16 protein-coding genes are annotated in these 14,983 nt (G+C 73.1%); 10 read left to right on the forward strand and 6 right to left on the reverse strand.

What is annotated here, in order from left to right; genetic code table 11:
* Nucleotides 1–602: 602 nt before the first annotated feature.
* Nucleotides 603–2,168: a chromosomal replication initiator protein DnaA gene (gene dnaA, locus ACRYRX_RS02455; protein ID WP_432510206.1), complete on the reverse strand. Its 1,566-nt coding sequence runs from the start codon at nt 2,166–2,168 to the stop codon at nt 603–605.
* A gap of 524 nt (nt 2,169–2,692) precedes the next feature.
* On the opposite strand from dnaA, the gene rpmH reads away from it, so the two are divergent.
* From rpmH to ACRYRX_RS02500, 9 genes are all read left to right on the forward strand, one after another.
* The gene (rpmH, locus tag ACRYRX_RS02460) at nt 2,693–2,830 is read left to right on the forward strand and encodes a 50S ribosomal protein L34 (RefSeq protein WP_367639670.1); all 138 of its coding nucleotides are present in this window, start codon (nt 2,693–2,695) and stop codon (nt 2,828–2,830) included.
* Nucleotides 2,831–2,849: 19 nt separating this feature from the next.
* On the forward strand, nt 2,850–3,200 hold the full coding sequence (gene rnpA / locus ACRYRX_RS02465; RefSeq protein WP_432510207.1) for a ribonuclease P protein component: 351 nt from the start codon (nt 2,850–2,852) through the stop codon (nt 3,198–3,200).
* A 55-nt stretch (nt 3,201–3,255) separates the two neighbouring features.
* Complete coding sequence (gene yidD, locus ACRYRX_RS02470; RefSeq protein ID WP_432510208.1) at nt 3,256–3,504, forward strand: membrane protein insertion efficiency factor YidD; 249 nt, start codon at nt 3,256–3,258, stop codon at nt 3,502–3,504.
* A 31-nt stretch (nt 3,505–3,535) separates the two neighbouring features.
* Nucleotides 3,536–4,543 carry a membrane protein insertase YidC gene (gene yidC / locus ACRYRX_RS02475; protein WP_432510209.1) on the forward strand — a complete coding sequence of 336 codons (1,008 nt, stop codon included), beginning with the start codon at nt 3,536–3,538 and terminating at the stop codon, nt 4,541–4,543.
* A gap of 41 nt (nt 4,544–4,584) precedes the next feature.
* Nucleotides 4,585–5,193 (forward strand): Jag family protein, encoded by a 609-nt coding sequence (locus ACRYRX_RS02480; RefSeq protein WP_432510210.1) that lies wholly within the window; start codon nt 4,585–4,587, stop codon nt 5,191–5,193.
* Between the two features lie 47 nt (nt 5,194–5,240).
* A complete protein-coding gene (gene rsmG / locus ACRYRX_RS02485; protein ID WP_432510255.1) occupies nt 5,241–5,996 on the forward strand; it encodes a 16S rRNA (guanine(527)-N(7))-methyltransferase RsmG in 756 nt (251 codons plus the stop codon).
* Nucleotides 5,997–6,015: 19 nt separating this feature from the next.
* Nucleotides 6,016–7,329: a ParA family protein gene (locus tag ACRYRX_RS02490; protein WP_432510211.1), complete on the forward strand. Its 1,314-nt coding sequence runs from the start codon at nt 6,016–6,018 to the stop codon at nt 7,327–7,329.
* A complete protein-coding gene (locus ACRYRX_RS02495) occupies nt 7,326–8,492 on the forward strand; it encodes a ParB/RepB/Spo0J family partition protein (protein ID WP_432510212.1) in 1,167 nt (388 codons plus the stop codon). Before ACRYRX_RS02490 ends, ACRYRX_RS02495 begins: the two co-directional genes overlap by 4 nt.
* Before the next feature lie 200 nt (nt 8,493–8,692).
* Nucleotides 8,693–9,355: a GNAT family N-acetyltransferase gene (locus ACRYRX_RS02500; RefSeq protein ID WP_432510213.1), complete on the forward strand. Its 663-nt coding sequence runs from the start codon at nt 8,693–8,695 to the stop codon at nt 9,353–9,355.
* A gap of 69 nt (nt 9,356–9,424) precedes the next feature.
* Here the strand turns inward: ACRYRX_RS02500 and trxA are convergent, their stop codons facing one another.
* The 5 genes from trxA to ACRYRX_RS02525 form a co-directional block, all read right to left on the reverse strand.
* On the reverse strand, nt 9,425–9,754 hold the full coding sequence (trxA, locus tag ACRYRX_RS02505) for a thioredoxin (protein WP_432510214.1): 330 nt from the start codon (nt 9,752–9,754) through the stop codon (nt 9,425–9,427).
* A 17-nt stretch (nt 9,755–9,771) separates the two neighbouring features.
* Nucleotides 9,772–10,803, reverse strand: a complete 1,032-nt coding sequence (gene trxB, locus ACRYRX_RS02510) for a thioredoxin-disulfide reductase (RefSeq protein WP_432510215.1) — start codon at nt 10,801–10,803, stop codon at nt 9,772–9,774.
* 117 nt (nt 10,804–10,920) lie between these two features.
* On the reverse strand, nt 10,921–11,718 hold the full coding sequence (locus ACRYRX_RS02515) for a hypothetical protein (RefSeq protein ID WP_432510216.1): 798 nt from the start codon (nt 11,716–11,718) through the stop codon (nt 10,921–10,923).
* Nucleotides 11,719–11,769: 51 nt separating this feature from the next.
* A complete protein-coding gene (gene sigM / locus ACRYRX_RS02520) occupies nt 11,770–12,366 on the reverse strand; it encodes an RNA polymerase sigma factor SigM (RefSeq protein ID WP_432510217.1) in 597 nt (198 codons plus the stop codon).
* Nucleotides 12,363–13,901: a protein kinase family protein gene (locus ACRYRX_RS02525; RefSeq protein WP_432510218.1), complete on the reverse strand. Its 1,539-nt coding sequence runs from the start codon at nt 13,899–13,901 to the stop codon at nt 12,363–12,365. The genes sigM and ACRYRX_RS02525 overlap by 4 nt, the downstream gene beginning before the upstream one ends.
* A gap of 185 nt (nt 13,902–14,086) precedes the next feature.
* On the opposite strand from ACRYRX_RS02525, the gene ACRYRX_RS02530 reads away from it, so the two are divergent.
* A complete protein-coding gene (locus tag ACRYRX_RS02530) occupies nt 14,087–14,983 on the forward strand; it encodes a hypothetical protein (RefSeq protein ID WP_432510219.1) in 897 nt (298 codons plus the stop codon).

Below are 14,983 nucleotides of genomic sequence, written 5' to 3' on the forward strand. Positions count from 1 at the left end.
GGTCCACACTGGACGTGGGCTGACGAGCTTCACCATGGAGGGATCAGTCGTCGTAGTAACCCTTGTGGACGCTGTGGACGACGGGGTGTCGTCGCAGGTCAGCGCCCGTTCCAGGGCTGTGGGGGCGTGTGGACGGCCTGAGGACCCGCCGACCGCGTCGTCCACAGGTGCACGCGCGACCGCGCCGGTGTCCACCGCCGTCCCCAGGCCGTCCCCCGCTCGTCCACCGTCGATCCACCGGGTTGTCCACCGTCGGCGGCACCGTCGTCCACATCTCTGTCCCCAGCGTGTGGACAACTGTGGACAGCCGGTTCGAGGGCTCGTCGAGGGGTCGGACCACCGCCCGGCGGACTGTGGACAGGCGCCGCGCGAGGCGGGCGTCGGTGCCCGCGCCGCGGCGCCGGAGCGGATCGGGCACCGACGGGATCGGCAGGACGGCGGCGCCCTGTCTCGGGGCACGCCGCAGAGCCGCGCGGGGGCGGCGGGGAGGGCAGTCGTCCGGTGCGCGACCGCGGGCCCCGTCCACGCCTTCGTGGACGGACCGGGGCCGGCCGGAGCCGACGGGTGGCTACCCCCTGCGCGTCGTCAGGGGGACGGGAGGGTCAGGCCCCGGCCTGCTTCTTGATGCGGTTCGTGAGCTCGGTCACCTGGTTGTAGGTGCTGCGCCGCTCCGCCATCTGCTGCTTGATCTTGCGCTCGGCGTGCATGACCGTCGTGTGGTCGCGGCCGCCGAAGTGCTGGCCGATCTTCGGCAGCGACAGCTCGGTCAGCTCCCGGCACAGGTACATCGCGATCTGCCGCGCCGTGACGAGGGTCCGGGACCGCGACGTGCCGCAGAGGTCCTCCAGCGTGACGCTGAAGTACGACGCGGTCTGGCCCATGATGGCCGCCGCGGTGATCTCGGGCGTCTCGTCGTTCGGGATGAGGTCGCGCAGGACGATCTCGGCCAGGCTCATGTCCACGGGCTGGCGGTTCAGGCTCGCGAACGCCGTGACGCGGATCAGCGCCCCCTCCAGCTCGCGGATGTTGGACGAGATCTTCGAGGCGATGTACTCGTTGACGTCGTCGGGCACCTCGAGGCGCTCCCCGATGGCCTTCTTCCGCAGGATGGCGATGCGGGTCTCGAGGTCCGGGGGCTGGACGTCGGTGATCAGGCCCCACTCGAAGCGGCTGCGCATGCGCTCCTCGAAGCCCGACAGCTGCTTGGGCGGCAGGTCGGAGGTGATGACCACCTGCTTGCTGGCGTTGTGCAGAGTGTTGAAGGTGTGGAAGAACTCCTCCTGCGTCTGGACCTTGTTCGACAGGAACTGGATGTCGTCGATCAGGAGGACGTCGACGTCGCGGTGCCGGCGCTGGAACGCCTGGGCCTTGTCGTCGCGGATGGAGTTGATGAAGTCGTTGGTGAACTCCTCGGAGTTCACGTACCGCACCTGCACCCCGGGGTAGAGGTTCTGGGCGTAGTGGCCGATGGCGTGCAGCAGGTGGGTCTTGCCCAGCCCCGACTCGCCGTAGATGAACAAGGGGTTGTACGCCTTGGCCGGGGCCTCGGCGACGGCCACCGCCGCGGCGTGGGCGAAGCGGTTGCTGGCGCCGATGACGAAGGACTCGAAGATGTACTTCGGGTTCAGCCGCGAGTTCTCGATCTTCGTGGAGCGGTTGCGCGGGGCCTGGCGGCCCGTGCCCGCCCCGCGGTCGACCTTGTAGCCGGTGAAGAGCAGGTCGGGGTCGGAGTCGTCGAGCGGGGACCCCTCCTCGACGTCGCCGCGGAACCCGGCGCGCCGGTCGTCCGCGACCGTCGACTCCGAGTCCGGGACGGTGCCCGCGGCCACCCGCTCGCGCTCGACGCTGGGCACCCCGTCGTCGCCGGACCGCTCGCCGGTGCGCTCGGGGGTGAGCATCTGCCCGATCGAGGGGTCGACGGTGACGGCCAGCCGGATGGCCGAACCGTAGGCGTCGGACAGGGCCCGGGTCAGCGGCTCGCGGACCTTCTGCTCGATGACGTCCTTGGTGTGCTCGTTCGGCACCGCCAGCAGGGCCGTGCCGTCGAGCAGCCCCAGGGGGCGCGTCAGGCGGACGAACGCGCGCTGGTGCGGAGTGATCCCGCCGTCGTCCAGCTGCGCGACCGCGCGCTCCCAGACGCTGGGGAAGTCCCCTCCGTCGGTCTCCACTCGAGCCCTCTCCCGTCGTGCCGGATCCGTTCGACGGGGCTCATCCACACCCCTGTCCACAGCTGTGCATGACGGCGGGGGTGCGACGAACGGCCCGCCGCAGGCACCTCGATGCGGATGCGGGCGTCGGCACGTCGAGCGGGACCGTAACAACGTCGACGCCCACCGTTCAAGTGCCGTCCGCCGTGCCGGTGCCCCGAAGACGCCCCGGCGACCCCGCGGCGGTCGAACGCACCACGTCGGGACGCTCCGCCCCGCCGTCGAGGACCTCGGTCCCGGCGGGACGACCCGCCGGACCTCTGCAGGAACGGTACCTTCCCCGGACCGCCCGGACGGTCCCCGCCGGCGCCCTGTGGACGGCGGGCTCCGCGATCGACGGCGGCGCCTCGCGCGCGCTTTGACCAGGGTGCGTCACGGACCGTACTCTGCTGGGGATTGTGCTCCGCATCGCCTGCCGGGTCGCCCTGCGACCCGCGTCGGCAGTCCGGCGGGGCCCGCCCGCCCGAGATCACAGGAGTACCGACGTGAGCAAGCGCACCTTCCAGCCGAACAACCGTCGTCGCGCCAAGGTGCACGGCTTCCGTCTGCGCATGCGCACCCGCGCCGGCCGCGCCATCCTCTCGGCGCGCCGCAGCAAGGGTCGCGCGCAGATCGCCGCCTGATCCCCGTCACCGCGCCCGCGTGCTGACCGCGGAGCACCGCCTTCGCCAACGGGACGACTTCACCGTCGCCCTGCGGAACGGTCGGCGCGTGGGCACTCGTCGCCTGGTCCTGCACTGGGCGGCCACCGACCGAGCCCACCCCACGAGGGTGGGCTTCGTCGTGTCCAAGGCCGTCGGCAACTCCGTCGTGCGGCACCGCGCGCAGCGGCGCCTGCGGCACGTCGCCGCGCAGCGCCTGCCCCTGCTGCCCGCTGCGGGTGGGCTGCTCGTGGTCCGGGCCCTGCCCGCCGCGGCGGGCGCCACCTCGGCCGAACTCGCCGTCGACGTCGACCGCGGTCTGCGCCGGCTGGGACTGGTCCGCGATGACTGACCGCGGCGCGCGGACCCGTCGGGAGCCGACGTCCGCGCGGCCGTGGTGGCACCCCGTGCGGTGGCCGGCGCTGGTGCTGGTGCTGCTCGTGCGGGCCTACCAACTGCTGGTGTCGCCCGTCCTGGGCCCCACCTGCCGCTTCTACCCCTCGTGCTCCGCGTACGCCGTCGAGGCGTTGCGGACGCGGGGCGCCGTCGTCGGGACCTGGCTGACCGTCCGGCGACTCCTCCGCTGCCACCCGTGGAACCCTGGTGGCGTGGACCCCGTTCCGCCGAAGGGCCACTCACGGGCGAAGGCCCCGTGAGCCAGACCCCTGTGAGAGGACACACCGCCCCATGATCGACTTCTTCTTCGACCTCCTCCATCCCATCCAGTGGGTGGTCGCGTGGATCATGGTGCGATTCCACGACCTGTTCACGTGGATCGGCCTGGACCCCGCCGGCGGCGCCGCGTGGTCGCTGTCGATCGTCGGCCTCGTGGTCGTCATCCGCATCCTGCTGATCCCGCTGTTCGTCAAGCAGATCAAGGCGATGCGGGGGATGCAGGTCATCCAGCCCGAGATGCGGAAGATCCAGCAGAAGTACAAGGGCAAGAACGACCCGGCGTCCCGCCAGGCCATGCAGCAGGAGATGATGGCGCTCTACCGCACGTCGGGGACGAACCCGATGGCGAGCTGCCTGCCGATCCTGCTGCAGTCCCCGATCTTCCTGGCGCTGTTCCACACGCTCAACGGCATCGCCCGGCAGAAGCCCATCGGGCCGCTCAACGCGGATCTCGTGCAGCAGGCCGACTCCGCCACGATCTTCGGCGCCCAGCTGTCGGACGTCTTCATGCGCTCGTGGGGCACGGGCAACTGGAACGCGATCGTCCTGACCGCGGTGATGATCGTCCTGATGTCCGCGTCGCAGTTCGTGACGCAGAAGCAGCTGATGGCGAAGAACACCTCGTCGGCGTCGATGGAGGGCAACCCCTTCGCGCAGCAGCAGAAGATGATGCTGTACATCCTGCCGGTCATCTTCGCCGTCTCCGGGGTCAACTTCCCGATCGGTGTCCTCCTGTACTGGCTCACCACGAACGTGTGGTCCATGGGCCAGCAGTTCTTCGTCATCCGCCGCATGCCGAACCCCGGCTCCCTCGCCGAGAAGGAGCTGCAGGAGCGCCGCGCGCGTCGCGCCGCTCGGCGCGGGCAGGTGCTGACGACCGACCCCGGGACCACTGCGACCGCTGCTGAGCACACCACGGCGGCTCCGGTCCGTCGTCAGCGCCAGCAGCCCAAGCGCGGGGGGAACCGCGGACAGCGTCGACCCGGCAGCTCGAAGTCGAGCCAGGGACCGAACCGCTGACTCATGGACCAGCTCCACAGCCACACCAGCCAGGAGGACGTGTGAACGACACGACGGACGCTGTCGAGACCACCTCGGTCGACACCGAGGGCCCCGACGCGACGCCGACCGAGGAGCCCCGCCGCAAGGGGGGCACGAAGTCGCGACTGGAGGAGGAAGGCGACATCGCCGCCGACTACCTCGAGGAGCTGCTGGACATCACCGACCTCGACGGTGACATCGACATCGACATCGAGAACGGTCGCGCTTCGGTCGCGATCGTGGCCGACGAAGCCGGTACGCCGGCCCTGACGCGCCTCGTGGGCTCGGACGGGGAGGTCCTGGACGCGCTCCAGGAGCTGACCCGGCTGGCCGTGCAGGCGCAGACCGGGGACCGGACGCGGCTGATGCTGGACATCGCCGGCCACCGCTCGACCAAGCGCGGCGCCCTGGTGCGCCTGGCCCACGAGGTGGTCGCCCGCGTCAAGGCCAGCGGCACCGCCGAGCGCCTGGACCCGATGCCTGCTTTCGAGCGCAAGGTGGTCCACGACGCCGTCGCCGCGGCGGGTCTGGACAGCGAGTCGGAGGGTGAGGAACCGCGCCGCCGCGTGGTCGTCCTCCCCACGGTCGCGGCTGCTGACGAGGCCGGTCCCCAGGCTGCGAACGAGTGAGCTGACCGTCCGCCCCCGGCCGATAGGGTGACGGGGTGTCGGATGATGTGCCTGAGGGCGACGGTGTTCCACGTGAAACACCGTCGCCCTTCGTCGTTCCCGGGGATGCCCCTGAGGTGCCCCATGAAGAGATCGCCCGAGTCTTCGGGTCCCGAGCTGAGCGGGCCGGGGTCTACCGCGACCTGCTGGCCGGGCCGGGCGTCGAACGCGGACTGATCGGGCCACGGGAAGTTCCCCGCCTGTGGGACCGGCACCTGCTGAACTGCGCCTACCTCGGCGAGGTCATCGACCAGGGCGCCTCCGTCATCGACATCGGCTCCGGGGCCGGGCTGCCCGGCATCCCGCTGGCGCTGGCCCGGCCGGACGTCCAGGTGCGGCTCGTGGAGCCTCTGGAGCGTCGCTACACCTTCCTCCGGGAAGCCATCGCCGAGCTCGGTCTGCGTGATCAGGTGGCCGTCGCCCGGGGACGCGCCGAGGACGTACGGGGCGAGTTCTCCGCGTCCGTGGTCACCGCCCGTGCGGTGGCACCGCTGGCGACGCTGTACGGGTGGGCGCTGCCCCTCGTGGTCACCGGTGGACACCTGATCGCCATCAAGGGGCGGAGTGCCTCCGACGAGATCGCTGCCGCAGCGGCGACACTGGAGCAGATGGGCATCACGGAGACTCCGGAAGTACTGCAGGTCGGACCGGATGCGGAGTCCGGCACGACGGTGGTCCGCGTCGCCCGTGGGCACGGACCACTGCGGTCTGCCGCTGCCCCCGCCACTCAGAAGCGTCGGGCGCCGCGAAGCCGGCGTCGATGACCAGGGAAGGAAGCACAGCGTGACTCAGCTCGGCTGGTTCGGACGACCTGCCTCTGGGGGCCACGGGCACCTGGGGTGGTTCGCCGCCCACTCGCTCGCCGAGGTTCCACGTGAAACGGAGGAGCGCGCCGAAGCCGCCACTCTCCCCGTTTCACGTGAAACATCCGCCGCGCCGGTGCTCACCGTCGTTCCACGTGAAACCACGCTTGATGCACTGGTCGACGAACCGCCGACGGCATCCCTGACCGTTTCACGTGAAACGCTCGCTCCCGTGGTGGAGCTGCACGACGGGTCCCGCGGTGAGCCGTCGATCACCTCGGAAGACGCCACCCTGATCGACGCGGTCGATGAGGAACTCCTCGTTCCACGTGAAACGTCGACCCCTCAGGTGGTCGAGCGCTTTCCGCTTCCCACCGAGACGCGCATCATGACGATCGCGAACCAGAAGGGTGGCGTCGGCAAGACCACCACCGCGGTGAACCTCGCGTCTGCGCTGGCCGCGGCCGGCTTGAAGGTCGTGGTGCTCGACCTGGACCCGCAGGGCAACGCATCCACCGCCCTGGGGATCGACCACCACTCGGGCGTGCCGGGGATGTACGAGGTGCTGGTGGAAGGTCGTCCACTGGCCGAGGTCATCCAGAAGTGCGCCGAGGCGCCGGACCTGTGGTGCGCGCCGGCCACGGTGGACCTCGCCGGCGCCGAGATCGAACTCGTCTCGATGGTGGCTCGCGAATCCCGCCTCCAGCGCGCAGTGGCGAAGTACTTCAAGACGCTCCAACAGGCCGGCGAGCGTCGCGTCGACTACGTCCTCATCGACTGCCCGCCGAGCCTGGGGCTGCTGACGATCAACGCGTTCGTCGCGGCACCTGAGGTGCTCATCCCGATCCAGTGCGAGTACTACGCGCTCGAAGGGTTGAGCCAGTTGCTGTCCAACATCGAGCTGATCCAGGAGCACCTGAACCCGGACCTCGCCGTGACGACCATCCTCCTGACCATGTACGACGGGCGGACCCGCCTGGCCGCGCAGGTCGTGGAGGAGGTTCGTCACCACTTCGGCGAGCAGGTCCTGCGTTCGCTCGTGCCGCGGTCAGTGCGCATCTCGGAAGCCCCGAGCCACGGCCAGACGGTCATGACCTACGACCCGTCGTCCTCAGGGGCTCGCGCCTACCTCGAAGCCGCGCGGGAAATGGCCCAGCGTGGCGTTCACGAGGAGCTCGTCCCGGCGGGGGATGCTGGCGTCGGTGCGCCGCCCGCCGTGGCGGACCCGTGGGCGCGATGGACGGATGGCCGGGTGACACGACGCGGGATCGCGTCGAAGGAGGGTGAAGCGTGAGCGACAAGCGACGTGGTCTGGGTCGAGGGCTCGGTGCCCTGATCCCCAGCGGGGGCTCGACGACCACCACGACGAACCGGGCCGGTACGGGGACGGCCACCATCCCTCCGGCCATGCGCCCGGCCGCGCGGCCCGTCGACCTCTTCTTCGACCAGCGCCCCACCCCGACGCCGACCGACGACGACGTCGCGGCAGGTGAGCAGGAAGTCGTCGAGAGCCCGGACCGCGAGGAGCGGATCGGGGACCTCGCGGTCGTCCTCCCGGATGTCCAGGACGACGCGGCTGAGGGACCGGACCGTCCCGCGATCGACGTCCTGGTGGACGCCGACCCCGGCTCGGACGGCCTCGTGGACGTCCCGGGCGCGCGGTTCGCGGAGATCCCCGTCGCGTCCATCACGCCGAACCCCCGCCAGCCGCGCACCGTCTTCGACGAGGACGACCTGGCGGAGCTCGTCCACTCGGTCCGCGAGATCGGGGTGCTCCAGCCCATCGTGGTGCGTCCGATCGCTCCGGCGGAGGACGGTACGGCGCGCTTCGAACTGGTCATGGGGGAGCGTCGCTGGCGCGCGACGACCGAGGCCGGGCTCGACACGATCCCGGCCATCGTGCGGGAGACGGCCGACGACGACCTGCTGCGGGACGCGCTGCTGGAGAACCTGCACCGCAGTCAGCTGAACCCGTTGGAGGAGGCTGCCGCCTACCAGCAGCTGCTGGAGGACTTCGGGTGCACGCACGAGGAACTGGCGTCGCGGATCGGGCGGTCCCGGCCGCAGATCAGCAACACGCTGCGCCTCATGAAGCTCCCGCCGCTGGTGCAGCGCCGGGTGGCCGCCGGTGTCCTCAGCGCAGGCCACGCTCGCGCGCTGCTGTCCCTGGAGGACGGCGCCGCCATGGAACGGGTGGCGCAGCGGGTCGTCGCGGAAGGGCTGTCGGTCCGCGCGGTCGAGGAGATGATCGCGCTGGGGGATGCCGACCACACCCCCCGCCGACGGAACCCGGCCGAACCTCAGCCCGAGCTGGAGCAGCGGGCCACCACGCTCGCCGACCGGCTCGACACGCGGGTGCGGATCAGCATGGGACGCACCCGGGGCCGTCTGACGGTCGACTTCGCCGGGGTCGACGACCTCGATCGCATCCTGCGTCTCCTGGGGACCGGGAACTGACCCCTGGGAGTGCCTGGCGCGGCGCAGTCGCCGCGTCGGGCGCTCCCGTGGCGGGTCCCTCGAGCTTCGTGAGATGGTCGCTCCGGGTGTGGAGCGCGTCATCACCTGCCACCTAGACTGCGGCGACGCACGGCGCGGGCACCGTCCCCGTCGCGCTCCGCGGAGTCGTCGAACACTGTGCTGGACGGGAGGCCGCCCTGGTGGGTCGTCGGATGGCGCCGTTGACGCTGGACACCGTGGCGGACCTGCCGAAGCAGTCACGTCAGTGCGTGTTCTGGGAGCTCGACGCCACGGCTGCGCAGCGCGCCGCCGAGGCGGGTTACCCGGACTTCGAGAAGGAAGCCTGGATCTCCACGGTCCTGCTCCAGTGGGGGCCGTGCGGCCGGCTCGTCTACGTCGACGAGCAGCCCGCGGGCTTCGTCATGTACGCACCGCCGGTCTACGTCCCGCAGCAGAGCCAGTTCCCGACCGCCCCCATCAGCGGCGATGCGGCCATGCTGACCACGGGGTGGATCGAGCCGGCGTTCCGGGGGGAGGGGCTGGCCCGGATGCTCCTGCAGGGGGCGGCGAAGGACCTCACCCAGCGCGGCCTGAAGGCCGTGGAGGCGTACGGCGGTGGCCCCGCCGCCGTCGGCGGGGACGGCAACACCGACTCCGCGCACGACAGCAACGACCCGTGCGTCCTGCCCGCGCACCTGCTGGAGTCGGTGGGGTTCACCGTCGTCCGCCCGCACCACCGCTACCCGCGGCTGCGGCTGGAGCTGAAGAGTGCGCTGAGCTGGCGCGAGGACGTCGAAGCCGCCCTGGAACGGCTCCTCGGCAGCGTGCGTGTCCCCACGCTCACCGGCGTCGCTCCCACCTGAGCGCGAGACGTTCCACGTGGAACGGCCGGTACCCCCGAAGGGGTACCGGCCGTCCTGGAGCGGTCGGTGTCAGCCGACGAACTCGGCGAGCTCCTTCAGCAGCGCGGGCTTGGGACGCGCACCGATGATGGACTTCACGACCTCGCCACCGGAGTAGACGTTGAGCGTCGGGATCGACGTCACGCCGTACTTCGCGGCGATGCGCGGGTTCTCGTCCGTGTTCACCTTCACCACGGTGATCTTCTCGCCGTGCTCGGCGGCGATCTCCTCGAGGATGGGGGCGACCTGACGGCACGGGCCGCACCAGGGGGCCCAGAAGTCGACGAGGACGGGCTTGTCGGACTGCAGGACGTCGACGTCGAAGCTGTCGTCGGTGACGGCGGTGGTGTTCTGGCTCACGGGATCTCCTCCGGTTCTCAGCGGATCTGGGGACGGTCGACGGTGTCGGCCGTCGCCACGGCGGGGTCGGTCTCCTCGCGCGACGGCTGCTCGTCGAACGCGGTGTCGGCGCGGGCCGCGAGGAACCTCTCGGCGTCCAGCGCGGCGGAGCAGCCCATGCCGGCAGCGGTGATGGCCTGCATGTACGTGTGGTCGACGACGTCACCGGCGGCGAACACGCCGGGGACGTTCGTGCGGGTGGTGCGGCCCTCGACGAGGACGAAACCGTTCTCGTCCAGGTCGACCTGCCCCTTCACGAGGTCGGTGCGCGGTTCGTGGCCCACGGCGATGAACAGCGCCGTCGCCGCGATGTCGCGGGTCTCCCCGGTCACGGTGTCGCGCAGGGTCAGGCCCTCCACCTTGTCCTCGCCCTTGATGGCGACGACCTCGGAGTTCCAGGCGAACGAGATCTTCTCGTTGTCCTGGGCCCGCTTGGCCATGATGCGCGAGGCGCGCAGCTCGTCGCGGCGGTGGACGATCGTCACCGACCGGGCGAAGCGCGTCAGGAACGTCGCCTCCTCGACCGCGGAGTCGCCGCCGCCGACCACGACGATGTCCTGCTCGCGGAAGAAGAAGCCGTCGCAGGTGGCGCACCAGCTGACGCCACGACCGGACAGCCGCTTCTCGTCGGGCAGGCCCAGCTCCCGGTAGGCCGACCCCAGGGCCAGGATCACCGCGTGGGCGCGGTAGGTCTGCCCACCGCCGGTGGTGACCTCCTTGACGTCCCCCTCGAGCCGGACGTCCACGACGTCGTCGGTGATGAGCTCAGCGCCGAACCGCTCCGCCTGCGAGCGCATGTTGTCCATGAGGTCCGGCCCCATGATGCCCTCGGGGAAGCCGGGGAAGTTCTCGACCTCGGTGGTGTTCATCAACGCACCGCCGGCCGTCACCGACCCCTCGAACACCAGCGGCCGCAGCTCCGCGCGGGCGGCGTAGAGCGCGGCGGTGTACCCGGCCGGGCCCGAACCCACCACGATGACGTCGCGGACCTCGCTCGTCGACTGGCTCACCTGTGCGGACCTGCTTCCCTGGATCGGTGCCGGGCCCCGCCGTTCGGGGCTCGTCGCGTTGCTGACTGCTCAACCGATCGTAGGGGTCCGCTGTTCCCGGGCCGGGGGTCAGGAGCCCTACGGGACGGGCACCGTGCTGAGGGCCTCGTCGCCGGGGCTGCAGCCGAGGGCGACCACCACGACCTGCGCGCCGTCGGGGGTCGTGTGCACGACGAACGCCGCCGGCTGCGACCGCCAGTTCGCGATCTCCACGACCTTCACCGTGGTCGGGTCGACGCCCAGGGCGCGGGTGCAGGCCAGCGCACGCTCGGCGTTGGGCAGCTGCGAGGGGTCGCTCGTCGCGGACTGCTCCGACTCCGGCCCCGACTGCGGGGCGTTGAGCAGCGTCGGCTTGCCGTCGTCCGTGCCCGTCCCGGGGGTCGCGTCGTCCGCGGCGCCCCCGTCGGTGCTCGCGTCGCCGCTCGCGTCCGACGCCAGGGAGTCCTCGCCCAGGTCCTGGACCGCGGCGACGTCGGTGTAGTCGGTGCCGCTGAGCAGGACCCGCGTCGCCGGGGGCACCGCCTCGGTCACCTCGAGCGCCCCCGCCGCGGAGTCGGCGGCCCCGCCACCGGCCGAGCTCGACGACGAGGACGACAGCCCGTCGTCCAGGGCGAGGTGCAGGGCACCCCCGCCCACCACGACGGCCGCCGCCGCGGCGGCCACCAGCCGGGGCAGGCGCTGCGACCAGCGCCGCCGGGCCGACAGCGACGCCACCGGCGAGGCGGCGGGGCGGTCCCCGTCCCGGGCGGCGGCGAGCGCGGCGTCCAGCCGCGCGACCACGTCGGCGGGCATCGGCCCGACGTCGGCGGCCCCGCGCAGCAGGTCACGCACGTGACGCTCCCGCGCGTCGAGCTCCTCGTCGTCGAACTCACTCACCGAGAACCCGCCTCCTTCCAGTACGACCGGGACTACGACGCGGCCCGCCGCTCACGGGTTCCCCGCCGGCCCCAGGAGCGCGGCCAGGGCCACCCGACCGCGTGAGCACCGCGACTTCACGGTGCCGACCGCGACCCCCAGGACCGCGGCGGCCTCGCTGACCGGGACGTCGTACATGTCGACGAGCACCAGGGCGGCGCGCTGGGCCTCGGGCAACCGCGCGAGCGCGGCCGTCACGTCCAGCTGCGCCTCGACGTGCGGGGTCGCGTCGTCGACCACGGCGAGCGCGGCCCCGGTCCGCAGGCCGTCCTCACCGGGCCCGACCTCCTCCTCCAGCGGCCGCGTCGGGCGCACGGCCCGGCGCCGGGCCCGGTCCAGGCAGGCGTTGACGACGATCCGGTGCAGCCACGTCGTCACCGCGGAGTCGCCGCGGAACCGGTCCGCGGCGCGCAACGCCGAGACGAGGGCGTCCTGCACGGCGTCGGCGGCCTCCTCGCGGTCGCCCGCGGTGCGCAGCGCCACCGCCCACAGCCGGTCCCGGTGCCGGCGCACGACCTCGCCGAACGCCTCCGGGTCGCCCGCGACGTGCGCGGCGACGAGCTCGGCGTCCGAACGGGGGTCGGTGCCGGGCGCGCCCGACCCGGTCACGTGACCGGCGTCCCGGTGACGGCGATCGCGGCGACCGACGCCCGGAAGACCCCCTCGGTCGTGGGCAGCTGGTCGAACCACACCGCGAGGTACCGCGCCCGCACCGGCTGGGCCGGGGTGAGCGTCTGCTGACCCCCGGCCGGGGCCGACGCGACCGACTGCCACCCGTCCGGGGTGGCCCCGGGAGCGGCCAGCAACCGCATCGCCCCGCCGTCGCCGCCGCTGGTCAGCGCCACCGCGGTGACGTCGGCCGGGGCCCCGAGGTCCAGGAGCAGCCCGATGCCCTCCTTCAGCCCGCCGAACGTCGCGGAGTTGTACCGCTGGCTGTCCCAGGCCGTGCCCGGGTCCCCGTCGACCGCCCGCGGGGCCGTCTCGGACGACTCCCCGCCGTCGCCCTGCGGGTCCAGCACCGAGATCGCGGTGACCGGCAGCGCGACGGGCGTCGCGGGCGGGGCCGGGACCGAGGTGGGGGCCGGTGCGGCCGCCGTCGCGGGAGCGGACGCGGTCGCCGACGGCGTCGGCCCCGCCGTGCCCGGGACGCTCGGCACGTCGATCCGGCTCAACTGCCACAGCGCCAGCACCAGACCCACCACGACGACCCCGCCCACGAGGGCCAGGACGAAGCGCGAGTCGTCCCGCGGGGGCCGGGCCGTGGAGTGCGGGCGCGTGAAGGGGACCGGTGGCTCGGACTCCGGCACGACCTCGTCGCGGTTCTTCAGCCGGCCGCGCACGGCGGCCGTGGCGGCCTCCCCGCGCATCCGCCGCACCGTCTCGTCCCACGCGTCCATCGACCAGGGCGCCAGCTGCAGGGCCAGCTCGGCGGGGTCGCGCGGGCCGTCCTCGTGCGGGCCGAACGTCACGACGCACAGCGTGTCGAGGTCGTTGGGCACGTCGGGGCGGACGTCCTTGGGCGGCAGCGGACGCCCCTCGGCGGCCGGGGCCGGTGGCAGCCCCGGGTGGGGCGCCAGGCCCTCCAGCTCCGGCCAGCGCGCCACCAGACCGGCGTACACCAGCGCCACCAGGGCGACGGCGTCGGCGCGGTTGGCCAGCGTCGCCGCGCGGGCCGGGGAGACCGCCGGCGGGTCGGGGTCCAGGGCCGCCTCCACGCCGACGCCGCGGACCCGGACGAGACCGTCGGGCCCGAGCAGGACGTCGTCGGGCGTCAGGCGGGTGTGGTGCAGCCCGCGGCGGGCGGCGACGTCCAGCGCGGTCGCGACCTCCCCGACGAGGGCCCGGATCGCGGGGGGCCGCAGCGGCCCGGACCGCAGCAGCTCCGTCAGCGACGCCCCGACCACGGCCTCCTCCACGACGTACACCGTCGCGGGAACCCCGTCCGGCGCGTCGGTCCCGGCGTCCAGGATGCGCGGGATGCGGGGGTCGCTGAGCATCGCCGCGCGCCGCGCGGCGTCCAGGAACTCCTCGGCGCGCGGGTCGGACGCCTCCAGCACCCGCACCCGCACCGGCCGGTCCAGCGTGAGGTCGCGGCCGGCGTAGTCCCTCGGCCCCGTCGGGCCCGCGTCGTCACCGCGGGCCACGGACACCTCACGGTCGAGGACGTACCGGTCGGCGACGAGCTGCTCACCCGTGCTGCGGCCTGCCCCGTCCAGACCAACCCCCCGAAGTCGTGTTCGCGCGCCTGCGTGTCGCCCCCATGCTAGGGCGCTCACCGCGCGTGACCGTCCGACGCGCGCGGGACGATCACCGCGCGCAGGATGGCCACGTGACGACCTCCGCGCGACGAGGACTCCTGGGTGGCCTGGCGGCCGGTGCCGTCGGGACGGCCGTGCTGAACGCCGTGACCCACGCGGACGTGGCCTGGCGCGGGCGGGACGCCGGCTCGATGCCCGCCGACACCGCGCAGGCCCTCGCCGACCGGGTCGGGGTCCGCGTCGACGGGCAGGACCGGCGCACCGCCCTGGGGGCCCTGACCGGCACCGTCGCCGGGCTGGGCGTCGGCGCGCTCGTCGGCCTCGCCCGCGCCGCGGGGCTGCGGTTCCCGCCCGTCGTCGGCGGTGTCGTCACCGGCGCCGCCGCGATGGCCGCCACCGACCTGCCCGCCCACGCCCTCGGCGTCACCGACCTGCGGGACTGGACCGCCGAGGACTGGACCGCCGACGCCGTGCCCCACCTGGCGTTCGGCCTCGCCGCGCACGCCACGCTGCGCCTGACCGACCCCGACGACACGCCCCGCGCCCCGGTGGCCGCCGGTCTGGTGGCGCGGTCGGCGCTGCTCGGCGTCGCCGCCGGCGGACGCAGCAGCGTCGGGTTCGCCGGGCCCGCCCTCACCGGCACGTCCACCCCGGCGAAGGTGCTGGCCCTGGCCGGGCTCGGCGTCGAGCTGTACGCGGACAAGCGGCCGACCACCCCGAGCCGGCTCGACGGGCCCGCACTGCCGGCGCGCGCCGCGAGCGGTTTCGGCGGCGGGGTGGCGCTGGCCCGCCGCGCCGGGACGTCGGTGCTCGTCCCGGCGCTCGCGGGCGCCGTGGGGGCGGTGGCCGGCAGCTTCGCCGGGGCGACGTGGCGGGCGGTGGCCGCCGAGCACGTCCCCGACTGGCAGGCCGCGGTCGTCGAGGACGTCGCGAGCCTCGCGCTGGGGGTCCTGGCCTGCCAGGACTAG

It is taken from the genome of Kineococcus lubricus (assembly GCF_050871965.1).
Lineage (GTDB): Bacteria > Actinomycetota > Actinomycetes > Actinomycetales > Kineococcaceae > Kineococcus.

What these genes read in the sequence shown, in the direction of transcription:
- yidC (WP_432510209.1), top strand. Translation starts at nt 3,536, where the DNA reads ATGATCGACTTCTTCTTCGACCTCCTCCATCCCATCCAGTGGGTGGTC.